20 protein-coding genes are annotated in these 26,316 nt (G+C 74.2%); 12 read left to right on the plus strand and 8 right to left on the minus strand.

Annotated features, from left to right (window positions below; genetic code table 11):
* The first annotated feature begins 187 nt into the window (after positions 1–187).
* Positions 188–2,377: a catalase/peroxidase HPI gene (gene katG, locus ACLJTM_RS18590; RefSeq protein WP_411104729.1), complete on the plus strand. Its 2,190-nt coding sequence runs from the start codon at positions 188–190 to the stop codon at positions 2,375–2,377.
* 148 nt (positions 2,378–2,525) lie between these two features.
* On the opposite strand, the gene ACLJTM_RS18595 is transcribed toward katG, so the two are convergent.
* Both ACLJTM_RS18595 and ACLJTM_RS18600 read right to left on the minus strand, forming a co-directional pair.
* The gene (locus ACLJTM_RS18595; RefSeq protein WP_411104730.1) at positions 2,526–4,127 is read right to left on the minus strand and encodes a DUF4139 domain-containing protein; all 1,602 of its coding nucleotides are present in this window, start codon (positions 4,125–4,127) and stop codon (positions 2,526–2,528) included.
* An 8-nt stretch (positions 4,128–4,135) separates the two neighbouring features.
* Positions 4,136–6,331 carry a DUF4139 domain-containing protein gene (locus tag ACLJTM_RS18600; protein ID WP_411104731.1) on the minus strand — a complete coding sequence of 732 codons (2,196 nt, stop codon included), beginning with the start codon at positions 6,329–6,331 and terminating at the stop codon, positions 4,136–4,138.
* 269 nt (positions 6,332–6,600) lie between these two features.
* Here ACLJTM_RS18600 and ACLJTM_RS18605 point away from each other — a divergent pair, with 269 nt between their 5' ends.
* The 5 genes from ACLJTM_RS18605 (at position 6,601) to ACLJTM_RS18625 (ending at position 14,944) form a co-directional block, all read left to right on the plus strand.
* Positions 6,601–7,881 carry an extracellular solute-binding protein gene (locus tag ACLJTM_RS18605; RefSeq protein WP_411104732.1) on the plus strand — a complete coding sequence of 427 codons (1,281 nt, stop codon included), beginning with the start codon at positions 6,601–6,603 and terminating at the stop codon, positions 7,879–7,881.
* Positions 7,882–8,177: 296 nt separating this feature from the next.
* Positions 8,178–10,823, plus strand: a complete 2,646-nt coding sequence (gene lanKC / locus ACLJTM_RS18610) for a class III lanthionine synthetase LanKC (RefSeq protein ID WP_411104733.1) — start codon at positions 8,178–8,180, stop codon at positions 10,821–10,823.
* Positions 10,820–10,957: a SapB/AmfS family lanthipeptide gene (locus ACLJTM_RS18615; RefSeq protein WP_411104734.1), complete on the plus strand. Its 138-nt coding sequence runs from the start codon at positions 10,820–10,822 to the stop codon at positions 10,955–10,957. Before lanKC ends, ACLJTM_RS18615 begins: the two co-directional genes overlap by 4 nt.
* Before the next feature lie 67 nt (positions 10,958–11,024).
* The gene (locus ACLJTM_RS18620; RefSeq protein WP_411104735.1) at positions 11,025–12,986 is read left to right on the plus strand and encodes an ATP-binding cassette domain-containing protein; all 1,962 of its coding nucleotides are present in this window, start codon (positions 11,025–11,027) and stop codon (positions 12,984–12,986) included.
* Positions 12,983–14,944 (plus strand): ATP-binding cassette domain-containing protein, encoded by a 1,962-nt coding sequence (locus ACLJTM_RS18625; RefSeq protein ID WP_411104736.1) that lies wholly within the window; start codon positions 12,983–12,985, stop codon positions 14,942–14,944. Before ACLJTM_RS18620 ends, ACLJTM_RS18625 begins: the two co-directional genes overlap by 4 nt.
* Positions 14,945–14,998: 54 nt before the next feature.
* Here the strand turns inward: ACLJTM_RS18625 and ACLJTM_RS18630 are convergent, their stop codons facing one another.
* Positions 14,999–15,607 (minus strand): response regulator transcription factor, encoded by a 609-nt coding sequence (locus ACLJTM_RS18630; protein ID WP_411104737.1) that lies wholly within the window; start codon positions 15,605–15,607, stop codon positions 14,999–15,001.
* 418 nt (positions 15,608–16,025) lie between these two features.
* Here ACLJTM_RS18630 and ACLJTM_RS18635 point away from each other — a divergent pair, with 418 nt between their 5' ends.
* Positions 16,026–16,388: a transglycosylase family protein gene (locus tag ACLJTM_RS18635; RefSeq protein WP_411104738.1), complete on the plus strand. Its 363-nt coding sequence runs from the start codon at positions 16,026–16,028 to the stop codon at positions 16,386–16,388.
* An 854-nt stretch (positions 16,389–17,242) separates the two neighbouring features.
* On the opposite strand, the gene ACLJTM_RS18640 is transcribed toward ACLJTM_RS18635, so the two are convergent.
* Positions 17,243–17,389, minus strand: coding sequence for a hypothetical protein (locus ACLJTM_RS18640; RefSeq protein ID WP_411104739.1), 147 nt, complete (start codon positions 17,387–17,389; stop codon positions 17,243–17,245).
* Positions 17,390–17,545: 156 nt separating this feature from the next.
* Between ACLJTM_RS18640 and ACLJTM_RS18645 the strand changes: the two genes are divergently transcribed.
* Entirely contained in the window at positions 17,546–18,058 is a 513-nt protein-coding gene (locus ACLJTM_RS18645) for an SRPBCC family protein (RefSeq protein WP_411104740.1), read from the plus strand.
* Positions 18,059–18,119: 61 nt separating this feature from the next.
* Here the strand turns inward: ACLJTM_RS18645 and ACLJTM_RS18650 are convergent, their stop codons facing one another.
* A complete protein-coding gene (locus tag ACLJTM_RS18650; RefSeq protein WP_411104741.1) occupies positions 18,120–19,349 on the minus strand; it encodes a dipeptidyl aminopeptidase in 1,230 nt (409 codons plus the stop codon).
* A gap of 361 nt (positions 19,350–19,710) precedes the next feature.
* On the opposite strand from ACLJTM_RS18650, the gene ACLJTM_RS18655 reads away from it, so the two are divergent.
* Both ACLJTM_RS18655 and ACLJTM_RS18660 read left to right on the plus strand, forming a co-directional pair.
* Positions 19,711–20,523: an NPP1 family protein gene (locus tag ACLJTM_RS18655; protein WP_411104790.1), complete on the plus strand. Its 813-nt coding sequence runs from the start codon at positions 19,711–19,713 to the stop codon at positions 20,521–20,523.
* A 109-nt stretch (positions 20,524–20,632) separates the two neighbouring features.
* The gene (locus ACLJTM_RS18660) at positions 20,633–21,133 is read left to right on the plus strand and encodes a histidine kinase (RefSeq protein ID WP_411104742.1); all 501 of its coding nucleotides are present in this window, start codon (positions 20,633–20,635) and stop codon (positions 21,131–21,133) included.
* Positions 21,134–21,230: 97 nt separating this feature from the next.
* On the opposite strand, the gene ACLJTM_RS18665 is transcribed toward ACLJTM_RS18660, so the two are convergent.
* Complete coding sequence (locus ACLJTM_RS18665; protein WP_411104743.1) at positions 21,231–21,683, minus strand: hypothetical protein; 453 nt, start codon at positions 21,681–21,683, stop codon at positions 21,231–21,233.
* A gap of 320 nt (positions 21,684–22,003) precedes the next feature.
* On the opposite strand from ACLJTM_RS18665, the gene ACLJTM_RS18670 reads away from it, so the two are divergent.
* Both ACLJTM_RS18670 and ACLJTM_RS18675 read left to right on the plus strand, forming a co-directional pair.
* Positions 22,004–23,350, plus strand: coding sequence for a hemolysin family protein (locus ACLJTM_RS18670; protein WP_411104744.1), 1,347 nt, complete (start codon positions 22,004–22,006; stop codon positions 23,348–23,350).
* Positions 23,347–24,360: a hemolysin family protein gene (locus ACLJTM_RS18675; RefSeq protein ID WP_411104745.1), complete on the plus strand. Its 1,014-nt coding sequence runs from the start codon at positions 23,347–23,349 to the stop codon at positions 24,358–24,360. Before ACLJTM_RS18670 ends, ACLJTM_RS18675 begins: the two co-directional genes overlap by 4 nt.
* A 101-nt stretch (positions 24,361–24,461) precedes the next feature.
* Here the strand turns inward: ACLJTM_RS18675 and ACLJTM_RS18680 are convergent, their stop codons facing one another.
* On the minus strand, positions 24,462–25,721 hold the full coding sequence (locus ACLJTM_RS18680) for a cation:proton antiporter (RefSeq protein WP_411104746.1): 1,260 nt from the start codon (positions 25,719–25,721) through the stop codon (positions 24,462–24,464).
* Positions 25,722–25,727: 6 nt separating this feature from the next.
* The gene (locus ACLJTM_RS18685) at positions 25,728–26,198 is read right to left on the minus strand and encodes a cation:proton antiporter regulatory subunit (protein ID WP_411104747.1); all 471 of its coding nucleotides are present in this window, start codon (positions 26,196–26,198) and stop codon (positions 25,728–25,730) included.
* Between the last annotated feature and the right edge of the window lie 118 nt (positions 26,199–26,316).

A 26,316-nucleotide genomic window follows, 5' to 3' on the forward strand; every position in this document is an offset into this window, starting at 1 on the left:
GGAAGCGGAGGCGGCAGTCCCCGGCTTCCGGCGATGGCCGTGCGGGTGCCCTGCGTGTTCTCGCAGCCCGGCGGTCTGCGGTGCGCGACCATACGGACGCCGATACACGCGCGACGGTCGGCGCCGTTCGGGCACGGGTCCCGTGCTCGCCCCGGAGGGAAACACCGAGACAGGAAGAAGGACGGACGTGTCCGGCAGCGAAAGCGAAAACCCAGTAATCCCCGCCCCGACCCCCGCACCGAGTCGCCCCAGGACGAACCGGGACTGGTGGCCGAACCAGCTGGACCTCCAGGTGCTGCACCAGCACTCGCCCCGGGCCGATCCGATGGGTGAGGACTACGACTACGCGCAGGAGTTCTCGGGTCTGGACGTCGAGGCGCTCAAGCGCGACGTCTTCGAGGTGATGACGGCGTCGCAGGACTGGTGGCCCGCGGACTACGGCCACTACGGGCCGCTCTTCATCCGCATGAGCTGGCATTCCGCCGGGACCTACCGCATCGAGGACGGCCGGGGCGGCGGCGGCGCCGGCGCCCAGCGCTTCGCGCCGCTGAACAGCTGGCCGGACAACGCCAGCCTCGACAAGGCGCGCCGTCTCCTGTGGCCGGTCAAGCAGAAGTACGGCCGGCAGATCTCCTGGGCCGACCTGCTGGTGTTCGCCGGGAACTGCGCCATGGAGTCCATGGGCTTCAAGACCTTCGGATTCGGCTTCGGGCGGCAGGACATCTGGGAGCCGGAGGAGATCATCTGGGGGCCCGAGGACACCTGGCTCGGAGACGAGCGGTACAGCGGTGACCGGGAACTCAGCGGTCCTTTCGGCGCGGTGCAGATGGGACTGATCTACGTCAATCCGGAGGGTCCCAACGGGAATCCGGACCCGGTCGCCGCCGCCCGCGACATCCGCGAGACGTTCGGGCGCATGGCGATGAACGACGAGGAGACGGCCGCGCTGATCGTCGGCGGCCACACCTTCGGCAAGTGCCACGGCGCCGTCGACCCCGAGTACATCGGTCCGGAGCCCGAGGCCTGCCCCCTGGAGCAGCAGGGCCTCGGATGGCGGAACACCTGCGGCAGCGGCGCCGGCGCGGACGCGCTCACCAGCGGCCTGGAGGGCGCGTGGACGTCCGAGCCGACGAAGTGGGACAACGGCTACCTGGACAACCTGTTCGGGTATGACTGGGAGCTGACGACGAGCCCCGCCGGTGCCAAGCAGTGGACCCCCACGGACCCCTCGGCCCGCGACACCGTGCCCGATGCCCACGACCCGGCGAAGCGGCACGCCCCGATGATGCTGACGACGGACCTCGCGCTGAAGCTGGACCCGGTGTACGGGCCGATCGTGAAGGGCTTCCACGAGAACCCGGACAAGCTCGCGGACGCCTTCGGCAAGGCCTGGTACAAGCTGCTGCACCGCGACATGGGCCCCCTCAGCCGCTACCTGGGGCCGTGGGTCGCCGCGCCGCAGCTGTGGCAGGACCCCGTTCCCGCGGTCGACCACGAGCTGGTCTCCGAGGCGGACGTCACGGCGCTCAAGGCCCGGATCCTGGAGTCGGGCCTGTCCGTCCCCCAGCTGGTCACCACCGCCTGGGCGTCGGCGGCGAGCTTCCGCGGCACCGACAAGCGCGGCGGGGCCAACGGGGCGCGCATCCGGCTCGCTCCGCAGAAGGACTGGGAGGTCAACGACCTGCCCGAGGTGGCCGAAGCGCTGGAGACCTTCGAGCGCATCCAGCAGGACTTCAACGCCTCGCAGTCCGGAGGGAAGAAGGTCTCGCTGGCCGACCTGATCGTCCTGGGCGGCTGCGCGGCCGTCGAGAAGGCCGCGCAGAACGCGGGCCACGCCGTCACGGTGCCGTTCGCCCCTGGGCGTACGGACGCCTCGCAGGAGCAGACCGACGTGGAGTCGTTCGCCGTCCTGGAGCCCCGGGCGGACGGGTTCCGCAACTACCTCCGGGCGGGCGAGAAGCTGTCGCCGGAGACCCTCCTGCTGGACCGCGCCAACATGCTCAACCTGACGGCGCCGGAGATGACGGTGCTGACCGGCGGCATGCGCGTGCTGAACACCGGCTTCAAGGGGTCCGCCCACGGCGTCTTCACCGACCGCCCGGAGGCGCTGACCACGGACTTCTTCGTCAACCTGCTCGACATGGGGACGGAGTGGAAGGCGTCGGCCTCCGAGGAGAACGTCTTCGAGGGCCGCGACCGTGCCACGGGCGCCGCCCGGTGGACCGCCACCGCCGTCGACCTCGTCTTCGGTTCGCACTCCCAGCTGCGGGCGGTCGCGGAGGTCTACGCCTCCAAGGACGCCGGCGAGAAGTTCGTCCGGGACTTCGTGGCGGCCTGGGACAAGGTGATGAACCTCGACCGGTTCGACCTCGGCTGATCCTCGCCCGATCCCTGCCTGATCCGCCGTCCCGGCCGGCCCCCGCCAAGGCCGGCCGGGACGTCCGGGCCGGGGCGCCGCCGGGCTCCCGGGGCAGGAGGCTAGGTTCGGGCCCCGGCTCCCGGGGCGGACCTCGCGGGGGACGGGATCAGAGGCCGGAGACCTTGCCGCTCGCCGTCACCTCGTACACCAGGGTGACCGTACGCTTCCCGCCGGGCGGGAGGGCCACGTCCCACTGCACGATGCCCTCGGCGTCCACCGCGGTGGGCGCCGGGGAGCACCCGTCCTTCCGCAGGCGCACCTCCACCGCCGACACCTCGGACACCGGAATCCGCTCCCGCAGGACGACCATCCGGTCACCCTGCTCCCCGGGAGCCGAGAACCGGGACAGGTGCAGCCTGACCGTACGGGTGAGCACGGTCCGCTGCGCGAGGCCGGCGGAGCCGCGGGACTCCTCGGTCTCCCGCACCACCGCGTGGTCGTCGCAGCTGCCGAACGCGAGCTCGACGGCGGCGCCGGGGGCCGTGAAGTCCAGCGTGCCGCGCCCGCTGAACCCGCTGCCGCGGACCAGGTCCACCGGGCCGGCGAGCAGGGCGTGGCCCGACCGGTTGTCGAACCGCACCACGTGGGTGACGTGCGGCGACAGCTCGGGTGCGCAGCCGAACTCGCTGTCCGCTGCCGTGCTGAAGGCGGAGAGCGGCACGCGGTGGGCGCGGCCGTCCCCGGGGACCGACACCGGTGCGGGGGAGTGCAGCACCCGCGCCTCGCCCCCGTCGGCCACTCCCGGCAGCCCGAGCACCGTCGCCGGGCCGAGCGCGCCGACCTCCTCCTCGCGCAGCTCGACGTCGACCGTACGGCGCTCCGCCGGATCGCGGTCCTCCAGCGTGAGCCGGTCCTCGCGCAGCCGCGGAGGTTCACCGGCCAGGGCCGAGCGGGCGGTCGACAGGGTCAGCCGTACGTCCGGCCAGTCCTCGCCGGTGCGCTGCCAGACCATCGCGTCGGTCTCCAGCGTCAGCGCGTCCCCGTCCAGCACGGCCCGGTAGGCGGGCCGCCACAGTGCGCACGGGACGAGGTGGCGCAGACGCAGCTCGACGGGGCCGCCGACGGCAGCCTCCACGGTCAGTTCGACGTACCCGACCAGTTCGGCGGGTTCCTCCTCGGACAGGGTCATGGCACGCTGGACCGAACCGAGTTCGGCCGCGAGGGAGAACAACCGCGCTTGGACGACGCGCAGCTGCTCCTCGCGCGTGTCGCGCTCGGCATCCAGCCGGTCCAGTTCGGCTGCCCAGCGGGGCGGTTCCCCCTCCCCTGAGCCGGCTCCCTCGCCGATGTCCCGCAGCAGGTCGGCGGTGAGGCGCCCGAGCAGGTCGAGGCGGACGAGCGCCCGGTCGCGCTGCTGCTCCAGGGTGCGCCGCTCCTCCTCCAGGCCGTGCACGCGGTGGCGCAGGGCGGAGTCCTCAGCACCGGGGGGCTGCGGCCCGCGCGGTGTCCAGCTGCGGACGATCCGCACGTCGAGGACTTCTGCCGGGTGCCCGGCGGCCAGTTCGGCATGGAGGGTCCGGTCGACGGCCAGCGCACTGACCGGGCCGAGACGCAGCCGCTGCACCCCGGCCTCCAGGTCGAGCACGAGGGCGCGTTCGACCTGGGCGCGGTCCTCAAGGCAGGTGACCGCGGTGACGGGGGCCGCAAGGACGGGGACGGCGGGGACGGCGGTGACAGGGGGGTCGAGCGGCTTCGGGGCCGTGGTCATGGGGTGTGTCAGCTCCTGCGGTTGCCGCCGGCCAGGGCCTTGCCGGTCGGGATGCGGATCTCGTAGCCGCCGTCGAGTGCGGCCTTGGCGCCCGGAGGCAGGTCCAGGCGCCAGACGCGGGTGCCCGCGGGGTGCTGCTCGCCGCCCGCGCCGGGCTCGGGCGCCGTCCAGTCGGCCCGCTCCTCGATCCGGATGTCCGGATCGGAGGTGACCGGCACCCGCTCGCGGACCTCGACGGTGACGGATCGCGCGAGCCGGTTGGCCAGCTCCACCTGGACGCGATGGTCCAGCACGGTGGTGTGGTTGCGCAGGCCCGAGGTCGACTCGTTCAGATGGGTGCGGCGCACCACCCGGATCCCTTCGGCGGGCCCGAGCCCCATCCGGCGGACACCGCCGGGGGCAAGTGTCGCCAAGGCGGCGGTGCGCAGGAACTCGTCGTCGACGACGACCTCCACCGGCCCGGCCAGCAGGGCCTGGCCGGTGGCGTTGGAGAGGACCAGGGTCGCGTACGCGGTCTGCTCCACGGACGGGACACAGAGGTACTCGGTGCGCAGGCCGACCGGGACCTCCGTGACGGTGACGGTGTGCCAGGTGCCGTCCGAGGGGATGTCGGCGCGGGCGACGGCGTCGAAGCGGTGGTCGAAGGAGCCCGCCGACTCGCGGGGCCGCACGGCCTGCCCGGGCAGCGGCAGCAGGGCCACGGCCTCGGCGCGGCGCCGGCAGGCGGCCGCCTCCGGGTCGAAGGGGGAGCCGGGGAACAGCCTTCCCCTGCGGTCGCCCTGCTCGTCGGGTCCGCACAGGACGAGGGCGGCGTAGTCGAGCTCCGCCCCGCTCGGCTGCGGCGGACCGGCCGCCGGGAGCGGTGCCGCTGCGGGTGGCGGGGCGCCCCCGCCGGGAGCCGCCGGAGCCGGCACCGCCCGGGCGGGCGGCGGGGCCGCCGCGAAGGCCGGGGCGCCGCCGCGCGGCTGCGCGGGCCCCCGCTGCCTGAGATGGGTGCTCGCACTGCCGAAGGTCTCGTTCACGAACCCGTCGGCGCCGGCCGGGCCGGCCGCGGTGAGCGTGGCGGGGGGACCGCCGTAGCCCTGCGGCGCGGGCGGCGGCGGGGGCGGCGGCAGGGGCGGTACGGGACCGGTCGGTGCGAGGCCCGCGGCCACCGGGGGAGCCGCGGGGGCGGGCCGGGCGGCGGCCCCGCCGGCCGCACCGGCGCGCGGGCGGGGGCCGGCCGCCTCATACCCGGCGAACAGGTCGGCGAGCCCTGCCGGCGGCTCGCGCCAGCCGGACGGCGCCGGGGCGGCCTGGCGCCGCCCGATGCGCATCGAGCGGAGCTTCGGCAGGTCGGTGCGGCGCCCGAGGTCGGCGGTGGCCAGGGCGATGCGCACGCCGGTCCAGTCCTCGCCGGTCTGCTGGGCGAGGGAGGCGCGCAGTACCAGGCGTCCGCTGTCGTCGCCCTGACGGTACGTCAGTCGGTAGGAGGGAACCCAGACGGCGCCCGGCACCGCGTACTCCAGCTCCACCTCCACCTCCCCATCCGCGTCCCCATCCGCCTCGACCTCGGCCGCGGCGGATGCCGGGCCGGCGGCAACAGCGGTGGCCGCGGCGGCGGGGGAGTCCAGGGTCAGGACGGCGCAGACGGTGGTCTGCACGTGCGCCGAGGGTGCGTCGGTGGAGGCGCGGGCGAGCCGGTCGGCGGCCACCCCGAGTTCGTGTTCGGCCTCGTGCAGCTCCTCCTGCGCCTGGACGAGGCGGGCGTGCAGCGCCGCCAGCCGCTCGTCGACGAAGTCGGCGAGTTCCAGCCACGCCTCTACGGGGGTGCGGCGGTGCGGGTCCTCGGGGTTGCGGGGCGGCGGGACCGGGTGGAGGGACCTGGCCTCCTCGATCCGGCTCAGCAGGCGGTCCCGGCGGCCCCGGGCCGCCGCGCACGCGTCCGTCAGCCGTTCGACCTCACGCCGCAGCCCGTCGGGCGCCGCCGCGCCGACCGGCCCGGCCTCGGCCTCCACGCGGGCCTCGGTGACGCGTACGCCGGAGCCTTTGAGGACGCGTGCCCGCAGCGAGCCCGGGTCGAGCGAGCGGGGCAGCCCCGACACCCGTACCCGGCCGTCGGCCGGCACGCTGCCGCGCGCCAGGCGGCGGCAGACCGCGCCCTGCGCGTACACCACGACCGAGTCGAGGGTCGCCGCCCACCTCTGTGCTGTTCCTGACGCCATGTGCTCCGCCCCCGTCGCCTGCGTACCGAGCGAAGCCTACGCCCGCACCCGGCCTGCGGGTGCCGGGCGGCGGGGACCGGCTGCGCGGGACCCGGATGGTGCGAAGACACCAGCCGCGGTGGCTCCTCTTGGATCATCGCCCACACCTGCGGCAGGAGTGGAATCAATCACTCCAACATCGGGAGACAATCCCGGCCACCGGGCCACGGTGTGCCCCGCGCCCGACTGACGTAGCAGTGCGAGATCCAAGGGAGACAGGGGAACCACCCGTGCGACGAAGGATGTTCGGTACGGCCGCCACCGCGGCCGTCCTCGGCCTGCTGACCCCGCTGTCCGGATGCGCCGGCGCGGCCGGCGGCGGGGACGTCACGCTCCGCCTGGTGGCCGCCGAGTACGGCGACACCCCGGCCACCGGCTCCCAGACGTACTGGGACAAGGTGACCCGGGACTTCACCGCCGCCCATCCCGGGATCGAGGTCGAGGTCCGGCTCCTGCCGTGGGCCGACATCGACCGCGAGGTCTCGCGCATGGTCGAGGCCGGCAAAGCCCCCGACATGGCCCTGATGGGCTCCTACTCGGACTTCGCGGCCCGGGGCGAGCTGTACTCCGCGGAGGAGCTTCTCTCGGTGGGGGCCGAGGCGAACTTCCTGCAGCCGCTCGCCGAGGCGGGGACCGTCAACAGCCGCCTGTACGGCCTGCCGTTCGTGGCGAGCAGCCGCCTCCTCTTCTACAACGAGGCGCTCTTCACGAAGGCCGGCATCGCCGAGCCGCCCAAGACCTGGTCCCAGCTGAAGGCGGCGGCCAAGGCGCTCAAGGAGAAGGGGGTGGCCTACCCGTACGCGATGCCGCTCGGCCCGGAGGAGGCGCACGCCGAGGCGCTGATCTGGGAGCTCAGCAACGGCGGCGGCTACGCCGACGGCAACGGCAACTACCACCTGGACTCCGACCAGAACATCCGGACCTGGCAATGGGTCAAGGACAACCTGGTCACCCCCGGCCTGACCGGCCCGACCCCGCCGTCCCGGCTCAACCGCGCCGACGCCTTCGCCGCCTTCCTGCGCGGCGAGGTCGGCATGCTCAACGGCTACCCGTCGCTCGCGCACGAGGCGGCGGCCAAGGGCATCGGCGTGGGCACCGTCGCCATGCCGGTCTCGGATGCACTCGGCCCCGGGGAGAAGGCGCCGACCGTGGGGGTCGCCGACTGGATGACGGCCTTCAGGCAGAACGGCCACCGCGAGGAGGTCGGCGCGTTCCTGGAGCACGTGTACCAGGACAAGAACCTCTCCGACTTCGCCGGCCGCTACCACCTGCTGCCCGCCACCGCCTCCGCCGCACGCACCCCCGCCGGCGGCGGCCTCGGACAGACCGACCTGGACTTCCTGAGCGCCCTGAGGACAGCCCGCCTCTACCCGGTGAACGACCCGTCCTGGATGACGGTCAGCGACACCATCAAGCGCACCATCGGCCGCGCCGTGGAACCCGGCGGCGACCCGAGGGCCGTCCTGGGGGAGATCGCCGACAAGGCGGTCGAGGCAGGCCGCAAGGCCTGATGCCCGACGCCGCTCCACCCCCGCCGCCCCGCGGCCGCCCGCCCGCCGGCGCACCCCCGGCGTACCCCCGGACCGCCCCGGCGCCCCCCGCCCGGGGCGAATGCCGAGATCTCCCCCCATGTCACCGCCTCCAGGCCTGATGCACCGCCGGGGCGGCCGGCAAGTGTGCCCGTTCCGTCCGGTCCGTCCCGGTCTGCGGATGTGCGGATTGCATACCGCAGCGGTGACAGGCGTGACTGTCGCGGGGCGCGTGCCGGGTGGCAACGTTGGTCTCGCCACCGACCGAGGGAGCAGGAGTGAACAAGGGGTACGCGGCATTCTGTGATGCCGACCGCTGGTTCTACGACGCGCCGTACCGGCGGTCCGAGGAGCTCTACCCCCTGGCGCTCGCCCCCGTCCCGACCGGGTGGCGGTCGCACCGCAGTGGGGACTGGCTGGCCTTGCGGCCGGCCGGTGTCCAACTGCCCGCACAGGGCTGGAAGATCCACGTCTCGGCATGCCTCGACAATGCCGAGTCCGTCCTGGAGCGGGTCCACGCCTACTGCGTGGAACGGCAGATCGCCTTCAAGTTCGTCCCCGGCCGCTACCTGCTGCACATGCGCAACGCCAAGTACGCGGACCGGGCGGCCAGCGGCAAGTTCCTCACCGTCTACCCGGCGGACGAGGAGCAGTGCGGCCGGACGGCCGAGGAGCTCGACGCCCTGCTGGCGGGCGAGCCCGGCCCCTACATCCTGAGCGACCTGCGCTGGAACGACGGCCCGGTCCACCTGCGCTACGGCAGCTTCACCCTGCGGCACTGCTACGACGAGCAGGGCGAGCTGGTGCCCGCCATCGAAGCCCCCGACGGGCGGCTCGTACCGGACCCCCGCGGACCGGTGTTCCAGCCCCCCGAGTGGATCGAGCTGCCGGTCTTCCTGCGGCCGCACCTGGAGCGGCGGGCGGCCGTCACCCTCGCTGACGTCCCCTACACGGTCGAGCGCGCCCTGCACTTCTCCAACGGCGGCGGCGTGTACGCCGGCCGGGACAGCCGCACCGGGGAGCCGGTGATCCTCAAGGAGGGCCGCCCGTTCGCCGGGCTCGCCGCCGACGGCGCGGACGCCGTGACCCGGCTGCACCGCGAACGGGAGGCACTGGAGCAGCTGGCCGGACTGGACTGCGTGCCCACCGTGCACGGCACCTTCACCGTCGGGGACCACCACTTCCTCGTCATGCAGTACCTGGAGGGCAAGCCCCTCAACACCTACTTCGCCCGCCGCCACCCGCTCATCGAGGCCGACCCCGACCCCGCGGAGCTCGCCTCCTACACCGAGTGGGCGCTGAAGATCCACCAGCGGGTCACCGAGGCCGTCGAGGCGGTGCACGCACGCGGGGTCGTCTTCAACGACCTGCACCTCTTCAACATCATGGTCGCGGAGGACGAGGGCACCGGCGAACCCTCCGTCGCCCTGCTCGACTTCGAAGCCGCCTCGCGCATCGGAGACGGACAGCGGCAGACGGTCGCCAACCCGGCGTTCGTCGCGCCCGCCGACCGGCGCGGCGCCTCCGTCGACCGGTACGCCCTGGCCTGCCTGCGCCTGGCCCTGTTCCTGCCGCTGACCAGCCTGCTGGTCATGGACCGGAGCAAGGCGGTGCACCTGGCGGAGATAGCCGCCGACCAGTTCCCCGTACCGCGGAGCTTCCTCGACGAGGCGGTCGAGGAGATCCTTGCCGGCCCCGGCGCGGACGACGCGGCGACCGGCCGGATCGCGGCCCCCGCCGGCCCCTACCTGCCGGTGCAGCCGGGGGACTGGGACGCCGCCCGCGCCTCGATGACGGCCGCCCTGCACGCCGGCGCCACCCCGGACCGCGAGGACCGCCTCTTCCCCGGCGACATCGCCCAGTTCACCACCGAGGCCGGCGGGACCGGCTTCGGGTACGGAGCCGCAGGCGTCCTGTACGCGCTCGCCGAAACCGGCGCCGACCCCTGGCCCGAGGCCGAGGAATGGCTGCTGGCCCGGACGAAGGAACCGGCTTCCGGCACCCCGCTCGGCTTCTACGACGGACTCGCCGGCCTCGCCTGGACGCTGGACCGGCTCGGCCACCGCGACCGCGCCCTGGCCCTCGCCGAGCAACTGCTGCACCAGCCCTGGCAGTCCGCCGGACCCGACCTGCACAGCGGCCTCGCCGGCATCGGCCTGGCCCTGGACGCCCTGGGCACGGCCACCGGGGAGAGCGCACTGCACGCCGCGGCCCTGCGCTGCGCCGACCTGGCGTCCGAGGCGACGCCCGGCCTCAAACGGGCCGGGCTGCTCCACGGCCACAGCGGACCGGCGCTGCTGTACCTGCGGCTCTACGAACGCACCGGCGAGACCGAGTTGCTGACCCGGGCCGGCCTGGCCCTGCACCGCGACCTCGACCGCTGCGTGACCAGCGCCTACGGCACCCTCCAGGTCGACGAGGGATGGCGGACGATGCCCTACCTCGGAGGAGGCAGCGTCGGCATCGGCATGGTGCTGGACGACTGGCTGGAGCACGCACCCGAGGAACGCTTCGAAACGGCGCGGGTGCAGATCGTGCAGGCCGCCCAGGCCACCTTCTACGCGCAGCCCGGCCTGTTCCGCGGAGCTGCCGGGATGATCCTCCACCTGGCCCGGACCACCACGCCCGGTCCCGGCACCCGTGCCGAGGACATCACCCGGCAGATCGACGCCCTGGCCCGGCACGCCGTCCCCTACCAAGGCCACCTGGCCTTCCCCGGCGAGCAGTTGATGCGCCTGTCCATGGACCTGTCCACGGGCACGGCCGGCGCGCTCCTCGCCCTCGGCAGCGCCGCGCCCGGCGGGCGCGCGCACCTGCCGTTCCTCCCGCCGCTGCGGTCCACCGCGGCGGCCCCAGAGCCGGTCCCCCTTCGGGGGGCCGTGTCCCATCGGAACACCACACCAGTGAAGAGGATTCAGCCATGATGCTTCTGGACCTGCAGTCGATGGACACCGTCAAGGAAGAGACCACCGAGGCCGCCCACCTCACGGGCGGCGGCAGCCGCGCCAGCCTGCTCCTGTGCGGTGACAGCAGCCTGAGCATCACGACCTGTAACTGACCGGGTCGCTGCCGGGCCCGGGCGGCATGCCGCCCGGGCCCGTTCCCCACCCCTGGAGCCGCCGCACATGAGCCCGCCCGACGCTGTCGTGGTCGCCGAGGCCGACGAGCCCGCGACCGTCCGCGCCGCCGACCGGGTGCTCAAGGCGGCGGCGCGCCACAGCTCCGGCCGCACCGCCGCCGTGTTCGGATGCTCGGTGGCCGCCGCGGTCGCCGCCCTCGCCGAACCGGCCGTCCTCGGCCACACCCTCGACCTGCTGCTGCGCCGCGACCCCGCCGGCAGCCTCTGGACCCTGTGGTGCGCCCTGGTGATCGCCGCCGAAGTGCTCTTCGACGCGGCGGCCGCACGTCTCACCGGCAGCGTCGACGCCCGCTCCACCGGCTGGCTCCGCAGGCTCGCCGCGGCGCGGTTGCTGCGCACCGCGCCGCACCACGCCGCCCGCCACGCACCCGGCGAGGTCGCCGCCCGGCTCACCGCGCACGCCACCGAGGCGGGCACCGTCCCCGGCGCCCTCGCACACGCCACCGCCGCCCTGCTGCCGCCGCTCGGCGGGATCGTCGCCCTCCTGCTCATCGACGTGTGGACCGCGCTGGCCTTCCTCGCCGGACTTCCCCTGCTCGCGCTGCTGCTGCGCGCCTTCGCCCGTGACTCCGGTGCCAGCGTGGGCCGTTACCAGCAGGTGCAGCTCGCCATGGCCGGCCGGCTCGCCGAGGCCCTCGGCGGTGCCCGTACCCTCGCCGCGGCGGGCACCGAACGGCGCGAGGGGTCCCGCGTCCTGGCCGGGCTGCCCGAACTCGGCCGCGAGGGACGCACGATGTGGCGGGTCTATGGCGCTGCCACGGCCCGCACCGGCGCCCTGATGCCCGTGCTCCTGTACGTGGTGCTCGGCGTGGGCGGCATCCGGCTCGCGGCCGGGGCCCTCGGGGTCGGCGGGCTGCTGGCCGCCGTCCGCTACGCGGGCCTCGCTGCCGGGGTCGGCGCCGTCACCGGCCGGCTGGCCGCGGTGATCCGCGGCAGGGCGGCCGCCCGCCGGGTGGCCGCCCTGTGCGCACTGCCCGAACTCACCACCGGAACCGCGGAACTGCCCGACGGCGGGCCCGGAAGGCTGGAGCTGCGCGGAGTGCGGGTGGTGCGCGCGGGTACCGCCGTACTGCGGGACGTCGACCTGGTCGTCCCCGGAGGGGCCACCGTGGCGGTCGTGGGGCGCTCCGGGTCGGGCAAGACCCTGCTGGCCGCCGTGGCCGGGAGGCTCACGGCCTGTGACGAGGGCGCCGTCCTGCTCGACGGCGTGCCCCTGGAAGAGCTGACTGCCGATGCCCTGCGCCGGGAGGTCGGCCACGCCTTCGACCGGCCCGCCCTCTTCGGGGAGAGCGTCGGCGCGGCCATCGCCTTCGGGGCGGGCCCGGCGCCCGGACCCGGGGCCGTGCAGGCCGCGGCGCGGGCGGCGGGGGCCGATCCCTTCGTACGGCGCCTGCCCGAGGGGTACGACACGGCCCTTGCGGATGCGCCGCTGTCCGGCGGCGAACTGCAACGCCTGGGCCTGGCCCGGGCGTTCTGCCATGCGGGTCGGCTGCTGATCCTGGACGACGCCACCTCCAGCCTGGACACCGTCACCGCCCGCGAGGTGGAGCGGGCCCTGGCCCGCGACGTGCGTGCCACCCGGCTCGTGGTCGCCCACCGGATCTCCTCGGCCGCCCGCGCCGACCTCGTCGTCTGGCTGGAGGCGGGGCGGATCAGAGCCACGGGCCCGCATACGCAGCTGTGGCAGGACCCGGACTACCGGGCCGTGTTCGCGGCCGGAGCGGCAGCCGAGTCGACGGCCGTCGCCGCCGGCGCCGCCGGCGGCCCCGGTGCCACCGTGCCCGGGGGAGCCGGCGCACCAGCCGGGGAAGCGGTACCCCTCGGGGCCCCGCGCGGGTCCGCCCCGGAGGCCCCCGCGGCGGTCGTTGACGGGCCGGCGGACGAGCCGTCGGCCGGTCCGGGAGGTGGTCCGGGCGGCGGTCCCGGCAGTCGGGAGGCGGTGCGGTGAGCGAGTACGGCACGTGGCGGCGGCTCGCCCCCGACGGACGCCGCTTCCTGCGCGGCCGTGCCCGGACGCTCGTCCGCCTCGCACTGTGGTCCCTGCTGGAGTCCGCCCACACCTTCCTCGGCGGCTACGCGGTCGCCCGCGCCCTCGACGACGGCTTCCTCGCCGGACGGACCACGACCGGCCTCGGCTGGCTCGCCGCCGCCGCGGCCGGCGCCCTGCTCGGCGCCGTCGCCCTGCGCGGAGTCTTCGCAGGCCTCGCCGACCTCGTCGAACCCCTGCGCGACGGCCTGGTCAGGCGGGCCGTGCGCCAGGCACTGGGGCGGGCCGTTGCCGACCCGGGCAAGGCCGGTGACCTCGGCGCGGTCTCCCGGCTCGCGCAGCAGACCGAGATGGCCCGCGACTCCTTCGCGGGACTGGTCCTGGTGGCCCGGTCCTTCGTCTTCACCGCGCTGGGGGCCCTGGCCGGACTGGCCGCGCTGGCACCCCTGATGCTGCTGCTCGTCCTGCCGCCGCTGCTCCTCGGGGCCGCCGGTTTCGCAGCGACCCTGGGCCCCATGGCCCGGGTGCAGCGGCAGGCCCTCGACACCGACGAAGCGCTGGCCGCGCGCTCCGGCGCCCTCGCGACGGGCCTGCGCGACGTGGTGGCCTGCGGCGGCGGGACCGCGGCGGGAGCCCCGCTGGAGACGCTGATCGCCCGGCAGGAAGCGCTGACCGGCCGCCTGGCGCGGTGGACCGCCCTGCGCACACTCGCGCTCGGCGTGGCCGGCCGTCTCCCGGTCGTCGCGCTGCTCGCCGGAACCCCCTGGCTGCTGGACCGGGGGGTGAGCGCAGGGGCCCTGGCCGGTGCCCTCACCTACCTCGTGCAGTCACTGCTCCCGGCGCTCGACGCACTGATGACGGCGGTGGGTTCGGCAGGCACGAGGCTGCTGGTGGTGCTGGACCGCTTCGTCCCGGACGCGCCCGGCCCGGCCGGCGGCGCACGCCCGGCCGGGCCCCGCGGCGGCCCGGACGCCGTGCCCCCGACCGAGCCCGGCGGCCGCCCGGACGCCGTCACCCGCACCGAACCCGCCGACGGTACGGTCCCCCCGAGCCCCACCGGTCCCGCTCGCACGGCCCGCCCCGCCCCCGCCACCGCCCGGGCCGGCCGAACCCGCTCCGCGCCTTCGGCGGCGGCCGAAGCCGCGACCCCCGCACCCGAGCCGCTGCTGCCGCCGCCCCCCGGGGCCGGTGCGGAAACCCGGCCCGCCGTCGAGCTGCGCCGGGTCCGCTTCGCGTACGGCGCCCACGCCCACCCGGTGATCGACGGCCTCGACCTTCGGGTCGAGCCCGGCGAGCACCTGGCCGTGGTCGGCCCGAGCGGCATCGGCAAGTCGACGCTCCTGGCCCTGCTCGCCGGGCTGCTCACGCCCGATCAAGGGGCGGTCCTGCTGGACGGTTCCCCGGCCCGGCGTCCTCACGCCGACCATCCCGATGGCCGCAGGACCCTGCTGCCGCAACAGCCGTACGTGTTCACGGGGACGGTCCGGGAGAACCTTACCCACCTGTCTCCCGGTCCCGTCGGCGCGGCCCGGGCGCACGCGGCCGCGGCTGCCCTCGGGGCCGGCGCCCTGCTGGACCGGCTGGGCGGCCTCGACGCCCCCGTGGACCCGGCCCGGCTCTCCCAGGGCGAACGCCAGCTGCTGGCCCTCACGGCCGCCTACCTCTCACCGGCACCGCTGCTCCTGCTGGACGAGGCCACCTGCCACCTCGACCCCCGGGCCGAGGAACACGCCGAACGGGCCCTGGCGGCCCGTCCCGGCACCCTGGTGGTCGTGGCCCACCGCGTCTCCTCGGCCGTCCGGGCCGACCGGGTGCTCGTACTCGACGGGACCCGGGCGGTGTGCGGCACGCATGCCGAGCTTCCGGCCAGGTCTGACCTGTACCGGGATCTGGTGGGGTTGTGGAGTGCGGATGCCTGAGGGCGCCCGGCCCGGCGCGTCCTGCCCGGGCCGGCCCGCGGGGGATGCGGCGGCTCAGACCCAGCCGGCCCGCCGGGATATCCGGATGGCGTCTATCCGGTTGCGGGCGCCGGTCTTGCGGGTCACGGCGGCCATGTAGTTCCGTACGGTGCCGCTGGTCAGGTGCAGGGCGCGGGCTATCTCCGCGACCGAGTCCCCCTCGGCGGCGCGGGCCAGCACGCTCAGCTCCCGCGGGCTCAGCGGCATGGGTTCGGCCTCCATCAGGGCGGAGGCCAGCGAGGCGTCGACGAAGCGCTCGCCCGCCGCGAGCTTGCGGACGGCCCGAACGAGCCGGCCCGGCGAGCCGTCCTTGTCCACATAGCCGAGGGCCTGGGCCTGGAAGGCCTTGCGCAGCGGGCCCGGGGTGCGGGACGTGGCCAGCACCAGCAGCGGGGTCGGCGGGGCGAGGGCCAGGCGGTGGGACCGGCCGTCCGGGACGAGCAGGGCGGATGCGCCCGGACAGTCGAGGTCGACGACGGCCACGTCTGGTCGTAAGAACTCCGCCTGACGGGCGGCAGTACGCCAGCCGGCGGAGGTCACGTCGAAATCCCCCTCGGATCTCAGCAGCGCCGCGAGCGCCGACCTCACGAGACTGATGCTGTGCAGGACGAGGACTTTGGTCATCGGGCTCTCCTCGGGCGGGTGGCGATCGATCAGCACCAAGCGGGTGCCCAGCTACCGCCCGGCCGGAACGTGCCTGCGGGAGGCGCGCGGGGGCGCGTGGCCGAACCGCGTGCCCCCGTGTACTCCGTGCAGGCGCCCTTACCCCCTGGTCCACCTCCGCAGGTGCCCCCTCGACGTGGCCAAACACGCTGCGGCGGGGAGATCCGGATGGGCCGGTTCCGGGCGCATGGCGCGCGCTGGACGCCTCGGTCGGGGTCATAGAGCGTCCGTTCGGGTGGCGTCATCCCTTCGCCGACCGCAAGTGCCGCTGGAAGCGCGCCGGTCCGTGCTGTGCTGTGCCAACGGCCCGAGGACGGCCGTACGCGGGCCCGCCCGCTGTTCGTGGCAGGCCCACCGCCCCAACAGCGAAGGAGGACTGATGTCGCGCCAACCGAAGGACCGGCAAAGCCGGAGCAGGATCGGTCAACTGCTGGCGTCTGCGGTCTTGTTGACCGTGGCCCTACTGGACGTTTCCGGGGCGCATGCCGCCGCGGTCCACTCCAAACCGAGCCCCGACTGGGACGCCATCGCCCGGTGTGAATCCGGGGGCAACTGGCGGGCGAACACCGGCAACGGCCATTACGGCGGGCTGCAGTTCACCCAGTCCAGCTGGAACGCGGCAGGAGGCCGCAGATTCGCACGGCGAGCCGACCTCGCCACGAAGGCGGAGCAGATCGCCACGGCGCGAAGGCTCGCCACGATGCAGGGCATGGGAGCCTGGACCTGCGCACGGCGCCGCTGAGGGGACACCCCCGACAGGGCGGCGCAGCCGCCCTGTCGGCCCGGTCCCGCACCGGCATCCCTCTCTGGACAGACCACGAGCCGCAGTGCCGCCCCCAACTCCCTAATGGCCGGGTGTGGTTGCCGCCGTGGCGGTCGGCCGGCGGCGCACCGGGGGCGACGGCCGCGCGCCCGTTCCCCCCGGACCGCTCATTTGCTCGGCCGGGTGGAAGTCCCGCACGGACGGCGTGTGTTCACGAAGCGAAGCTCTTGGAAGCTCTTCGAACCTCTGGAGTTCCTCAAGTGCGGTTGCTCCACCGGCGGTACGGGGGATCCCCCTGACACGGGCCGCACGGGACCGTGACGGGGAACGGGGAGCGGGGGGCAGGCGCATGGACATTCTGGTGGTGCTCGGTTTCGTCCTGATCGTGCTGATCGTGGCGGCCATGGGCGGAGGCGGTGGCGGCAGGTCGTCGCGCAGACGGGGCCGCAGGGGCTCGTGGAGTGACGGCGGAAGCGGTGGGGGCGGCTGCGGGGGCGGCGACTCGTCCTGCGGGGGCGGCGGAGGCGGTTGCGGAGGCGGCGGCGGAGGGGACTGACCTCGCGACTTGCCGTGGCGTGCAGGCCGGAGCGGATCCGTACGGTAGGGTGGATCTTGTTCCCGCGGCCGCTCGCCGGTGGCGGGACCGGCGTTGGTGGTCCAAGGAAAGACACCCCACTTCCCGTGGGGGGATGCAGGTGCAAGGCCTGCCCAGCGCTCGATCAAAGGCCCCGGCCTCCTTCAGGAGGCCGGGGCCTTTGCGTTCCGCGTGCCCGGGCCGCCGCCCGCCGGACCGTCACATGCCCGGACCGCCGGATGTCCTGGCCGACGCGGGCTCAGCGCTTGGTGCGGAGTCGGCCGAGCAGCCCGCGAGCCTGTTCCCGCTTGCGCGGGTCGGCTGCGGCCCGGCGTACCGAGTCGATCGTCCGCCGGCCCTGGGGGCTGCGGCTGAACTGCTTGAGCTTGGCGAGTAGTGCGGACATGAGCCCTCCCGGTGAGTCCGTCGTGACGCTCCCTCGTCTGCCCGGGCACGGCCCGTCGAAACAGACGGACCGGCGGCGGGTCCGGCCTGAAGTTACCGCCAGGTAGCCAGGTGGTGTGCCCGGAGGGTAGCGTCGGCGGCCGAGAAGAGGAGAGCCATGCCTCGTACGTTCACGGTGTCCGACAGCATCGTCGTCCACGCCCCGCCCGCCGACGTCTACCGGCATGTCGCCGACCCCGCCCGGATGGGGGAGTGGAGCCCGGAGAACCTGGGCGCCGTCGTCCACGGGGAGCCCGGTGAGACCCGGGTCGGGACCGTCTTCGACGGGCGGAACAAGCGCGGGGCCTTCCGCTGGACCACCCGGTGCACGGTGACGGCAGTCGAGAAGGACCGGCTGTTCCGTTTCCGGGTGCACGCCATCGGCATCCGCAGCCCGCGCGTCCGCGGACCCATCGCGACGTGGGAGTACCGCTTCGAGGAGGTCCCCGAAGGCACCCTGGTGACCGAGACGTGGACCGACGACCGGCGGTCCTGGCCCGACGCCGTGGCCCACGCCTTCGACCGGGTGGCGACCCGCGGGCACACCTTCGCGGTCTTCCAGCAGCGCAACATCGGCACCACCCTGCGCAACCTCAAGAAGGTCCTGGAGACGGCGTCCGGCACGGGGTGACCCCGCTGCGCACCCAGCCCGCGCCCCCGGGTCCGCCGGGGGCCGGCAGTGGTGCGCCGGGTCAGTGCGTGCGGTGCGGGCGGTCCGCCAGGCGGTCCGCCAGCCAGTCGAACACCCGCTGCTCGAACACGGCCCGCCCGAGCGGCTCGCAGTGCAGGTCCGCGCCCTCCGCGGCCGTGAACTCCACCAGCGCCTTCTCGCCGGGCAGCGCCTCGTACAGCGCCCGGGACTGGCCGGGCCAGAACTGCTCGCCCTCCGGCGCGGTGACCAGCAGGGGCACGGTGATCCGGCCCGGCAGTCCGGACAGCTCGTACCGGCCCACCTCGGCCAGCAGGTCGTAGGGGGAGCCGATCCCGTACGGCTTGGCCCGCCACTGCCAGTACGCCGCGAAGGCCGGGTCCTGCGCCATCCCCTCGCGCATCGCCCCGTCGAAGGCCTCCCGGTCGCCCGAGTCGAACAGGGCCCGCAGCTCCGGCGGGAAGTTCCCCCACCAGCTCGATGCCACGTCCACCACACCGGGGTCCGCCACCCCCGCAGCGATCCGCTGCTCGAAGGCCAGCGCCCGCGGCACCCAGTAGCCGGCCTGGCTGACGCCGGCGAGGACCAGCCGCTGCGGGTCCACGTACGGGCAGGCCAGCAGGAAGTCCACGACCGGGGTGATCACGTTCTCCCAGTCCGGCCGGAAGGGCATCCCGTGCTCGAACAGCATCGTCTGCTGGCCCGGGCCGTCGAAGAGGAGGGCGTTCCAGCCCCGGGCCACGGCCGGCGCCCCGAGCATGGACCATGCGGCGCTGACCGGCCCGTCGCTGCCGTTGTTCACGATCACCGTCGGCGCGGGCGATCCGCCCGCCGCCCCGGCCGACGCCGGCCGGAACAGGTAGCCGGGCAGCTCGGTCCCCTCGTACGGCACGGCCACCCGCTCCGCCGCCGGCTCCCACGCCGCCGCGAACCGGTCGAAGCACGCCCGGTGCTCGCGGAACACCTCCAGCAGCTGCTCCTCGTCCCCGAGCGCGTCCGCCGCCACGAGGCCGGCGCCGAAGTACGACGCCGCCCGCAGCCATGCGTCCCGCGCACTCACCTCGTGGCCGGCTGCGGCCGCCCGCTCCCCGTCCGCGCGGACCCGCCGGGCCAGTGACGTCCACGCCGCGAACCAGCGGGGGCCGTCGGCATCTGCCAGCCCGTCCGCGGTGACCAGCACCTCCCCGGGATCGGCGCCCTTCTGCCAGGCGGCCCCGAGCAGGGCCCGTACCTCGAAGTCGAACTGTCCGTTCTCGCAGAACCGGTGCGCCACGATGCCTCCCGGAGGTCACTCTCCACCGTAGGAGCGGCCGCCGCGGCCCGCACCCGAGGCCACCGTCAGACGGTGTTCATCAAGATGATGGCCAGCAGGTTCAGCAGGATGACGGCGACGACGCCGCCGATCATGAGCCAGGCCCTGCGCGATTCGTCCATGGGCACGGGTCGCCTCTCCTCCTGGCCGTACGAAGGCCCCTGTCGGCCTTCTGTCATCTTGACCCGGTTCCGCCCCGTGCACAGTCCGGCGCCCGGCCCGCACCCGGGGCGCCGGGCGGCCGACGGGGCCCGGTGGGCATCAACTCCCTTGCGGTCCAGTGCTGTTCGCACTCTTGCCGCATGGCGCCCGGTCGCCAATGATGCTCCCGGCACCGCCCCCCTTACGGCCGACCAGGAGGCATGTCGTGCGGACCCACCGTCACATCCGGAGATCGCTCGTGGTCGTCGGCGCAGCCCTCGCGCTGGTGCTCGGCGTCCCCCAGGCGGCCTTCGCGGCGCCACCCCCCGCCCTGCCCTCGCACGCCGACGCGATCGAGCTGGCCTTCCAGCCCGCCTACGACTACGACACCGACGGCTGCTACCCGACGCCGGCCGTGGGCCCGACCGGAGTCCTGAACACCGGGCTCAAGCCCACCGGAGCCCTCGACGGCAACTGCCGGGACGCCTCCGACCTCGCCAACACCAACGGCTACTCCCGCTGGACCTGCAACAACGGGTGGTGCGCCGTGCTCTACGCCCTGTACTTCGAGAAGGACCAGGCGATCCCCGGGATCAGCCTGGGCGGCCACCGCCACGACTGGGAGCACGTCGTGGTGTGGATCCAGGACAACCAGGCGAAGTACGTCGCCACCTCCGCCCACGGGGACTTCGTCGTCCACGCGCGCGACCAGGTCCGCTGGGACGGCACCCACCCCAAGATCGTCTACCACAAGGACGGCGTCGGCACCCACTGCTTCCGCACCGCCAACACCAACGACGAGCCCCCCGAGAACCACCGCGGCACCTGGCAGTACCCGGCACTGGTGGGCTGGTCGGGCTACCCCGGCACGTTGCGCGACACACTCACCCGGGCCGACTTCGGCAGCGCGCACTTCGGCCTCAGGGACGACTCCTTCGCCCACCACCTGGCGGAGGCCAAACCCGCGGGCATCCCCTTCGACCCGTACCTCTAGCGGGTGTCTTGCCGGCCGCACCGGTTGCGCCGCGTGTGGCGGGGAACGCTAGTGCGGGTTCCCCTGCGAGGGGGACGTGCGGTGGTGCACAGACAGGAGTGATGACGACATGGCGGACAGCCACCAGGTGCTGCTGATCTCGTTCAAGGATCCGGCGGCCGCCCGCGCCGCGTACGAGGAGTCCCTCGAACTGCCGGGGCTGCAGCAGGCGGCGCTCATGGAACGCTCCGCCGACGGACTGCTCGACGTACCGGAGACGCATGTGCACGGGGCCGGCCGGCGGACGGCCGGAGGCGGGCTCGTCGGAGGGCTCATCGGCATGCTGGGCGGACCGCTCGGCGTCCTCCTCGGCACGGCGGCCGGGGCAGCCCTGGGCGGCGCCGTGGAGAACCAGCAGCAGCTGGAGAGCGGCGCGGGGCTGATCGTCCTGAGCAGCCGCATCGACGACGGCACCTCGTTGCTCGTCGTCGACGTGGAGGAGGAGACCCCGGAGCCGGGGGACGCGCTGGCCCGGCGGCACGGCGGGGTGCTGGAGCGGATGTCCGCCGCGGAGCTGACCGCCCGGGTCAGCGCCGCGGAGAAGGCCGCGGAGGAGGCGTCCGGGGAGTAGGGCGCGGCCCCGTACGCGTACGGGTGCACGCGTACGGCCCGCCTGCCGAGGAAGCGGGCGGGCCGTACGGCCGTGCGCAGGGCACGGGGAGAGCGGGTCAGGCGGCGTTGCGGGTGCGGCTGTCGTCGTGGCACAGCGCCCAGATCACGAACACCGCGATGGCGATCGAGATGATGGCCCACACAGGTGTGTAGGGCAGCCACATGAAGTTGAGGATGATGTCGATGCCGGCCAGCACCACACCCAGCGCCCTGGCCCAGTAGGCACCCTTGAGGAGCCCGGCGCCCACGACGATCAGGATGATGCCGAGGATCAGGTGGATCCAGCCCCAGGCGGTCAGGTTGAACTCGAAGACGTAGCGGCCCAGCCGGGTGTAGACGTCGTCCTCGGCGATGCCGGCGATGCCCTTGATCACCCCGAGCACGCCGTCCACGAGCAGGAGGACGCCGGCGAACACGGTGCCACCTGCCGCCCATGCGCTTCGGCTGTCGTGCGGCCCACTGCCGCGGGCGGTGCCGGGGGGAGGGGTGGTGGGGGAGGTATGTGCCACGAGAAGCTCCTTCATCGGGCGGAGCGCCGGATTCGGGCGCCTGCCCCAGCGTCCAGGAGCCGACGGACCGCGAACACCCGGGCGCGTCCGTTCGGGTGAATCCGCAGTCCGCGGGCCGGTCGCCGCTCCGCTGCCGGGAATCGCCTGACTTTACTCATCGTTTACCCTTCTGTTGTGGATACTGTCCGTAGCCACACCCCCGGACGGAGCCGTCCGCCGAGAAGCGAATGGAGTGCAAGACCCGCAATGGGTGAACCTCCCAGTCCATGCCGTGCCACGCCCTGCCCGCAGAGTCCCAGCCGGGGAGCGGGGGTGGCACGGTGACCGAAGTCCTGCTGCTCCTCCTGGCCCTGGCCCTCACGCTGGCCTGCGCCGTTTTCGTGGCCGCCGAGTTCTCCCTCACCACCGTCGAGCGCAGCGAACTCGAACGCGCCGTCGCAGCCGGTGAGCGGGGCGCCGAGAGCGCCCTCAAGGCCGCCAAGCGGCTGACCTTCCAGCTGTCCGGCGCCCAGCTCGGCATCACCGTCACCTCACTGGTGATCGGCATGCTCGCGGAGCCCTCCGTCTCCGCCCTGCTGCGGGGCCCGCTGGAGGCCGCAGGCCTGCCCGCCGGCGCCGTCCCCACCGTGGCCACCCTGCTGGGCGTCGCCCTCTCGACGGTCGTCCTCATGGTCGTCGGCGAACTGGTCCCCAAGAACTGGGCGATCTCCCGCCCGCTCGCGGTCGCCAAGGTCGTGGCGGGGCCGCAGCGCGCCTTCACGGCCGCGTTCGGCCCGCTGATCCGGCACCTGAACAACACCGCGAACCGCCTCGTACGCCGCTTCGGCCTGGAGCCGGCCGAAGAGCTGGCATCCGCCCGGACGCCCGAGGAGCTCGTCGCCCTGGCCCGCCACTCGGCCCGCGAGGGCGCGATCGAGGCGGACTCGGCGGAGCTGTTCGTGAAGACCCTGCACCTGGCGGAACTGTCCGCCGAGAACGTCATGACCCCGCGCATCGACGTCCAGGCCCTGGAACTGCACGCCACCGCCGCCGACGCCGCGAACCTGACGCACGCCACCGGCCTGTCGCGGTTCCCCGTCTACCGCGACTCCCTCGACGAGGTGGTCGGCACCGTCCACATCCGCGACGTCCTCGACCTCGACGAGGACAAGCGCCCGCTGACCCCGGTGCTCGGCCTGATGACGCCGCCGCTCCTGGTGCCGCACTCCCTGCCCGTGGACACCCTGCTCGGGCGTCTGCGCGCCTCCCGCACCATGGCCGTGGTCATCGACGAGTACGGCGGCACCGCCGGTGTGGTCACCGTCGAGGACATCGTGGAAGAGGTCGTCGGCGAGGTCCGCGACGAACACGACCCGATTGAGGTCCCCGACCTCATCGAAGGCCCCGAAAGGGAAGGCCGCAAGGTCTGGGAGGCGGGCGGCAGCGTCCGCATCGACGAGCTGGAGGAGATCGGCTTCACGGTCCCCGAAGGCCCCTACGAGACGCTCGCTGGCCTCGTCGCGACCCGGCTGGAGCGCATCCCCGTCGAGGGGGACACCGTCGTCGTCGACGGCTGGCACCTCACCGTCCTCGACATAGACCACCACCGCGCCGACCGGGTCACGGTCACCGCACCCGCCCCCGCCGCCACCGGCGCCGGGACCGACACCGGGAAGGCGGGCCGATGACCGCGATCCAGCTGCTGATCGGCGCGCTGACGCTGGTCACCAACGCCTTCTTCGTCGGCGCCGAATTCGCCCTCATCTCGGTGCGCCGCAGCCAGATCGAACCGGCCGCCCTCAAGGGCGACCGGCGGGCCCGGACCACCCTCTGGGGTCTCCAGCACCTCTCCGCGATGATGGCCACGGCCCAGCTCGGCATCACCGTGTCCTCGCTGGTCCTCGGCGCCGTCGCGGAGCCCGCCATCGCCCACCTGCTGGAACCGCCGCTGCACGCCGTCGGCGTACCCGAGGGTCTGATCCACCCGATCGCCTTCGTCGTCGCGCTCACCGCGGCGACCTACCTGCACATGCTCATCGGCGAGATGGTCCCCAAGAACATCGCGCTCGCCGCCCCGGCGCCGACCGCGATGCTCCTCGCCCCGCCGCTGGTCGCCCTCACCCGTGCGCTGCGGCCGTTCGTCTTCGGCATCAACGCCTTCGCGAACCTCCTGCTGCGCCTGCTCAAGGTCGAACCGAAGGACGAGGTCGGCTCCGTCTTCACCGACGACGAGCTCGCCCGCCTGGTCAAGGACTCCAGCGCCGCCGGGCTCCTCGCCCCGGAGGACGGCGAACGGCTGCGTGACGCGCTGGAACTCGGGAAGCGGCCCGTCGGCGAGATCATGATCCCCCGGGCTGACTTCGTCACGGTCCCCCTCGGGACCACCCCGCGGGGGCTGGAGCGCACCGCGGCCGACCACGGCTTCTCCCGCCTGGTCGTGACCGGCCCGGGCGAGCACATCATGGGCTTCCTGCACATCAAGGACGCCCTCGGAGTGAGCGACCGTACGGCGCCGTTCCCGCCCTCGGCCCTCCACACGGTCACCCGGGTCGGCCGGACCACCCCGCTGGACGACACGATGGACGCCATGCGCGAGGCGGGCACGCACCTTGCGGCCGTCACCGACGCCGACGGCGCGGTCATCGGCTTCGTCACCATGGAGGACGTCCTGGAGGAACTCGTCGGCGAAGCGGCCTAGCGGTCCGACGCGGGCCGTACGGGCGCCGCCGTACCGATGCCGCCGTACGGGCGCCGCCCGCACGGCGGCGCCCGTACGCGGCGGCCCGCCGGAAGCCCGTCTCAGGGGCGGCCGGCGGGGTCCTGGGCCTGGTCGGGCGCCTCCGCCTGGGCCGTCACCGGACCGGGCCGGAGCGGAGCGGCGGCCGCCGCGGGCCGCGCGGCGGCACGGCGGGCGCCGAACCAGGCGGCCGCCGGCTCCGTGTAGCGGGCCGTGAGCGGGCCGATCACCACGAGGATCAGGACGTACGCGGTCGCCAGCGGCCCCAGCGCCGGCTCGATGCCGGCGGTCACCGCCAACCCCGCGATGACGATGGAGAACTCGCCGCGGGCGACGAGGGTGCCGCCCGCCCGCCAGCGGCCCTTGACCCCGACCCCGGCCCGTTTCGCGGCCCAGTAGCCGGTCGCGATCTTCGTGAGCGCGGTGACCACCGCGAGGGCCAGCGCGGGCAGCAGCACCGGCGGGATGCTCGCAGGATCGGTGTGCAGGCCGAAGAACACGAAGAACACGGCGGCGAACAGGTCGCGCAACGGGCTCAGCAGGGTGTGCGTACCCTCGGCGACCTCACCCGACAGGGCGATGCCGACGAGGAAGGCGCCGACGGCCGCGGAGACCTGGAGCTGCTGGGCGATGCCCGCGACGAGCAGCGTCAGCCCGAGGACCACCAGGAGCAGCTTCTCCGGGTCGTCGCTGGAGACGAAGCGGGAGATGTGCCGTCCGTAGCGCACCGCCACGAACAGCACCGCCCCGGCGACGCCGAGGGCGATGGCCAGGGTCGCACTGCCCGCGGCCAGGCTGACCCCCGCCAGCAGGGCGGTGACGATGGGGAGGTAGACGGCCATGGCGAGGTCTTCCAGCACCAGGATGCTGAGGATGACCGGGGTCTCGCGGTTGCCGACGCGGCCCAGGTCGCCCATCACCTTGGCGATCACCCCCGAGGAGGAGATCCAGGTGACCCCCGCCAGGACCACGGCGGCGACCGGCCCCCAGCCCATCAGCAGGGCGGCGGCCGCTCCCGGCACCGCGTTCAGGCCGAAGTCCACCAGCCCCGCCGGGTACTGGGTCTTGAGGTTGGACACCAGGTCGCTGGCGGTGTACTCCAGGCCGAGCATCAGCAGCAGCAGGATCACGCCGATCTCGGCGCCGATCGCGACGAACTCCTCACTGGCGCCCATGGGCAGCAGCCCGCCGGTGCCGAAGGCCAGCCCGGCCAGCAGGTAGAGGGGGATGGGGGAGAACTTCAGGCGTCCGGCGACCCGGCCGAGCAGGCCGAGGCCGAGGATGATCGCGCCGAACTCGATCAGGAAGAGAGCGGAATGCACAGGCGGTCACTCCCGTCCGAGTATCGAGGCGGCCGCCCCGACGCCCTCGCGGGTGCCGATGACGATGAGGGTGTCCCCGCCGGCCAGGCGGAAGTCCGGCGCGGGGGAGGGGCGGGCCTCGGCGCGGCGCAGCACGGCGACGACGGAGACCCCCGTCTCCGTCCGCATCCGGGTCTCGCCCAGCAGCCGCCCGTTCCAGTGCGAGTGAGCCGAGAGTTTGATCCGCTCGGCGACCAGGCCCAGGTCGGTGGTGTGCAGCACGTTCGGGCTGTGGTGCGCCGGCATCAGGGCGTCGATCAGCGAGGCCGTCTCCGCCCCGCTCAGGTGCAGCGACTGCGCACAGGCGTCGGGGTCGTCCGCGCGGTACACGTTCACCGTCCGCGTGCCGTCGCGGTGCGCGATCACCGACAGGTGCCGGTGCTCGCGGGTGGTGAGGTCGTACTGGACCCCGATGCCGGGCAGTGGTGTGGTGCTCATCCGTGGAGCAGGCACGGCTGTCCCCCTTGTGTTCGTTCCGTACGTGTGGTGCCGTCGGGCCCCTCGCGGTACCGCGCGGCGGCCGGTCCGGGCGGCGCCGGCCCGGGCGGGAGGCGGC

The organism is Streptomyces sp. cmx-4-9 (assembly GCF_046548835.1).
GTDB lineage: Bacteria > Actinomycetota > Actinomycetes > Streptomycetales > Streptomycetaceae > Streptomyces.

Excerpts from the sequence above, each read along its gene's own strand:
- ACLJTM_RS18595 (WP_411104730.1), bottom strand. The coding sequence starts at position 4,127 with ATGACCACGGCCCCGAAGCCGCTCGACCCCCCTGTCACCGCCGTCCCC.
- ACLJTM_RS18655 (WP_411104790.1), top strand. The coding sequence starts at position 19,711 with ATGCTCCCGGCACCGCCCCCCTTACGGCCGACCAGGAGGCATGTCGTG.
- ACLJTM_RS18640 (WP_411104739.1), bottom strand. The coding sequence starts at position 17,389 with ATGTCCGCACTACTCGCCAAGCTCAAGCAGTTCAGCCGCAGCCCCCAG.
- ACLJTM_RS18600 (WP_411104731.1), bottom strand. The coding sequence starts at position 6,331 with ATGGCGTCAGGAACAGCACAGAGGTGGGCGGCGACCCTCGACTCGGTC.
- ACLJTM_RS18660 (WP_411104742.1), top strand. The coding sequence starts at position 20,633 with ATGGCGGACAGCCACCAGGTGCTGCTGATCTCGTTCAAGGATCCGGCG.
- ACLJTM_RS18615 (WP_411104734.1), top strand. The coding sequence starts at position 10,820 with ATGATGCTTCTGGACCTGCAGTCGATGGACACCGTCAAGGAAGAGACC.
- ACLJTM_RS18630 (WP_411104737.1), bottom strand. The coding sequence starts at position 15,607 with ATGACCAAAGTCCTCGTCCTGCACAGCATCAGTCTCGTGAGGTCGGCG.
- ACLJTM_RS18675 (WP_411104745.1), top strand. The coding sequence starts at position 23,347 with ATGACCGCGATCCAGCTGCTGATCGGCGCGCTGACGCTGGTCACCAAC.
- ACLJTM_RS18645 (WP_411104740.1), top strand. The coding sequence starts at position 17,546 with ATGCCTCGTACGTTCACGGTGTCCGACAGCATCGTCGTCCACGCCCCG.
- ACLJTM_RS18635 (WP_411104738.1), top strand. The coding sequence starts at position 16,026 with ATGTCGCGCCAACCGAAGGACCGGCAAAGCCGGAGCAGGATCGGTCAA.
- ACLJTM_RS18685 (WP_411104747.1), bottom strand. The coding sequence starts at position 26,198 with ATGAGCACCACACCACTGCCCGGCATCGGGGTCCAGTACGACCTCACC.
- ACLJTM_RS18620 (WP_411104735.1), top strand. The coding sequence starts at position 11,025 with ATGAGCCCGCCCGACGCTGTCGTGGTCGCCGAGGCCGACGAGCCCGCG.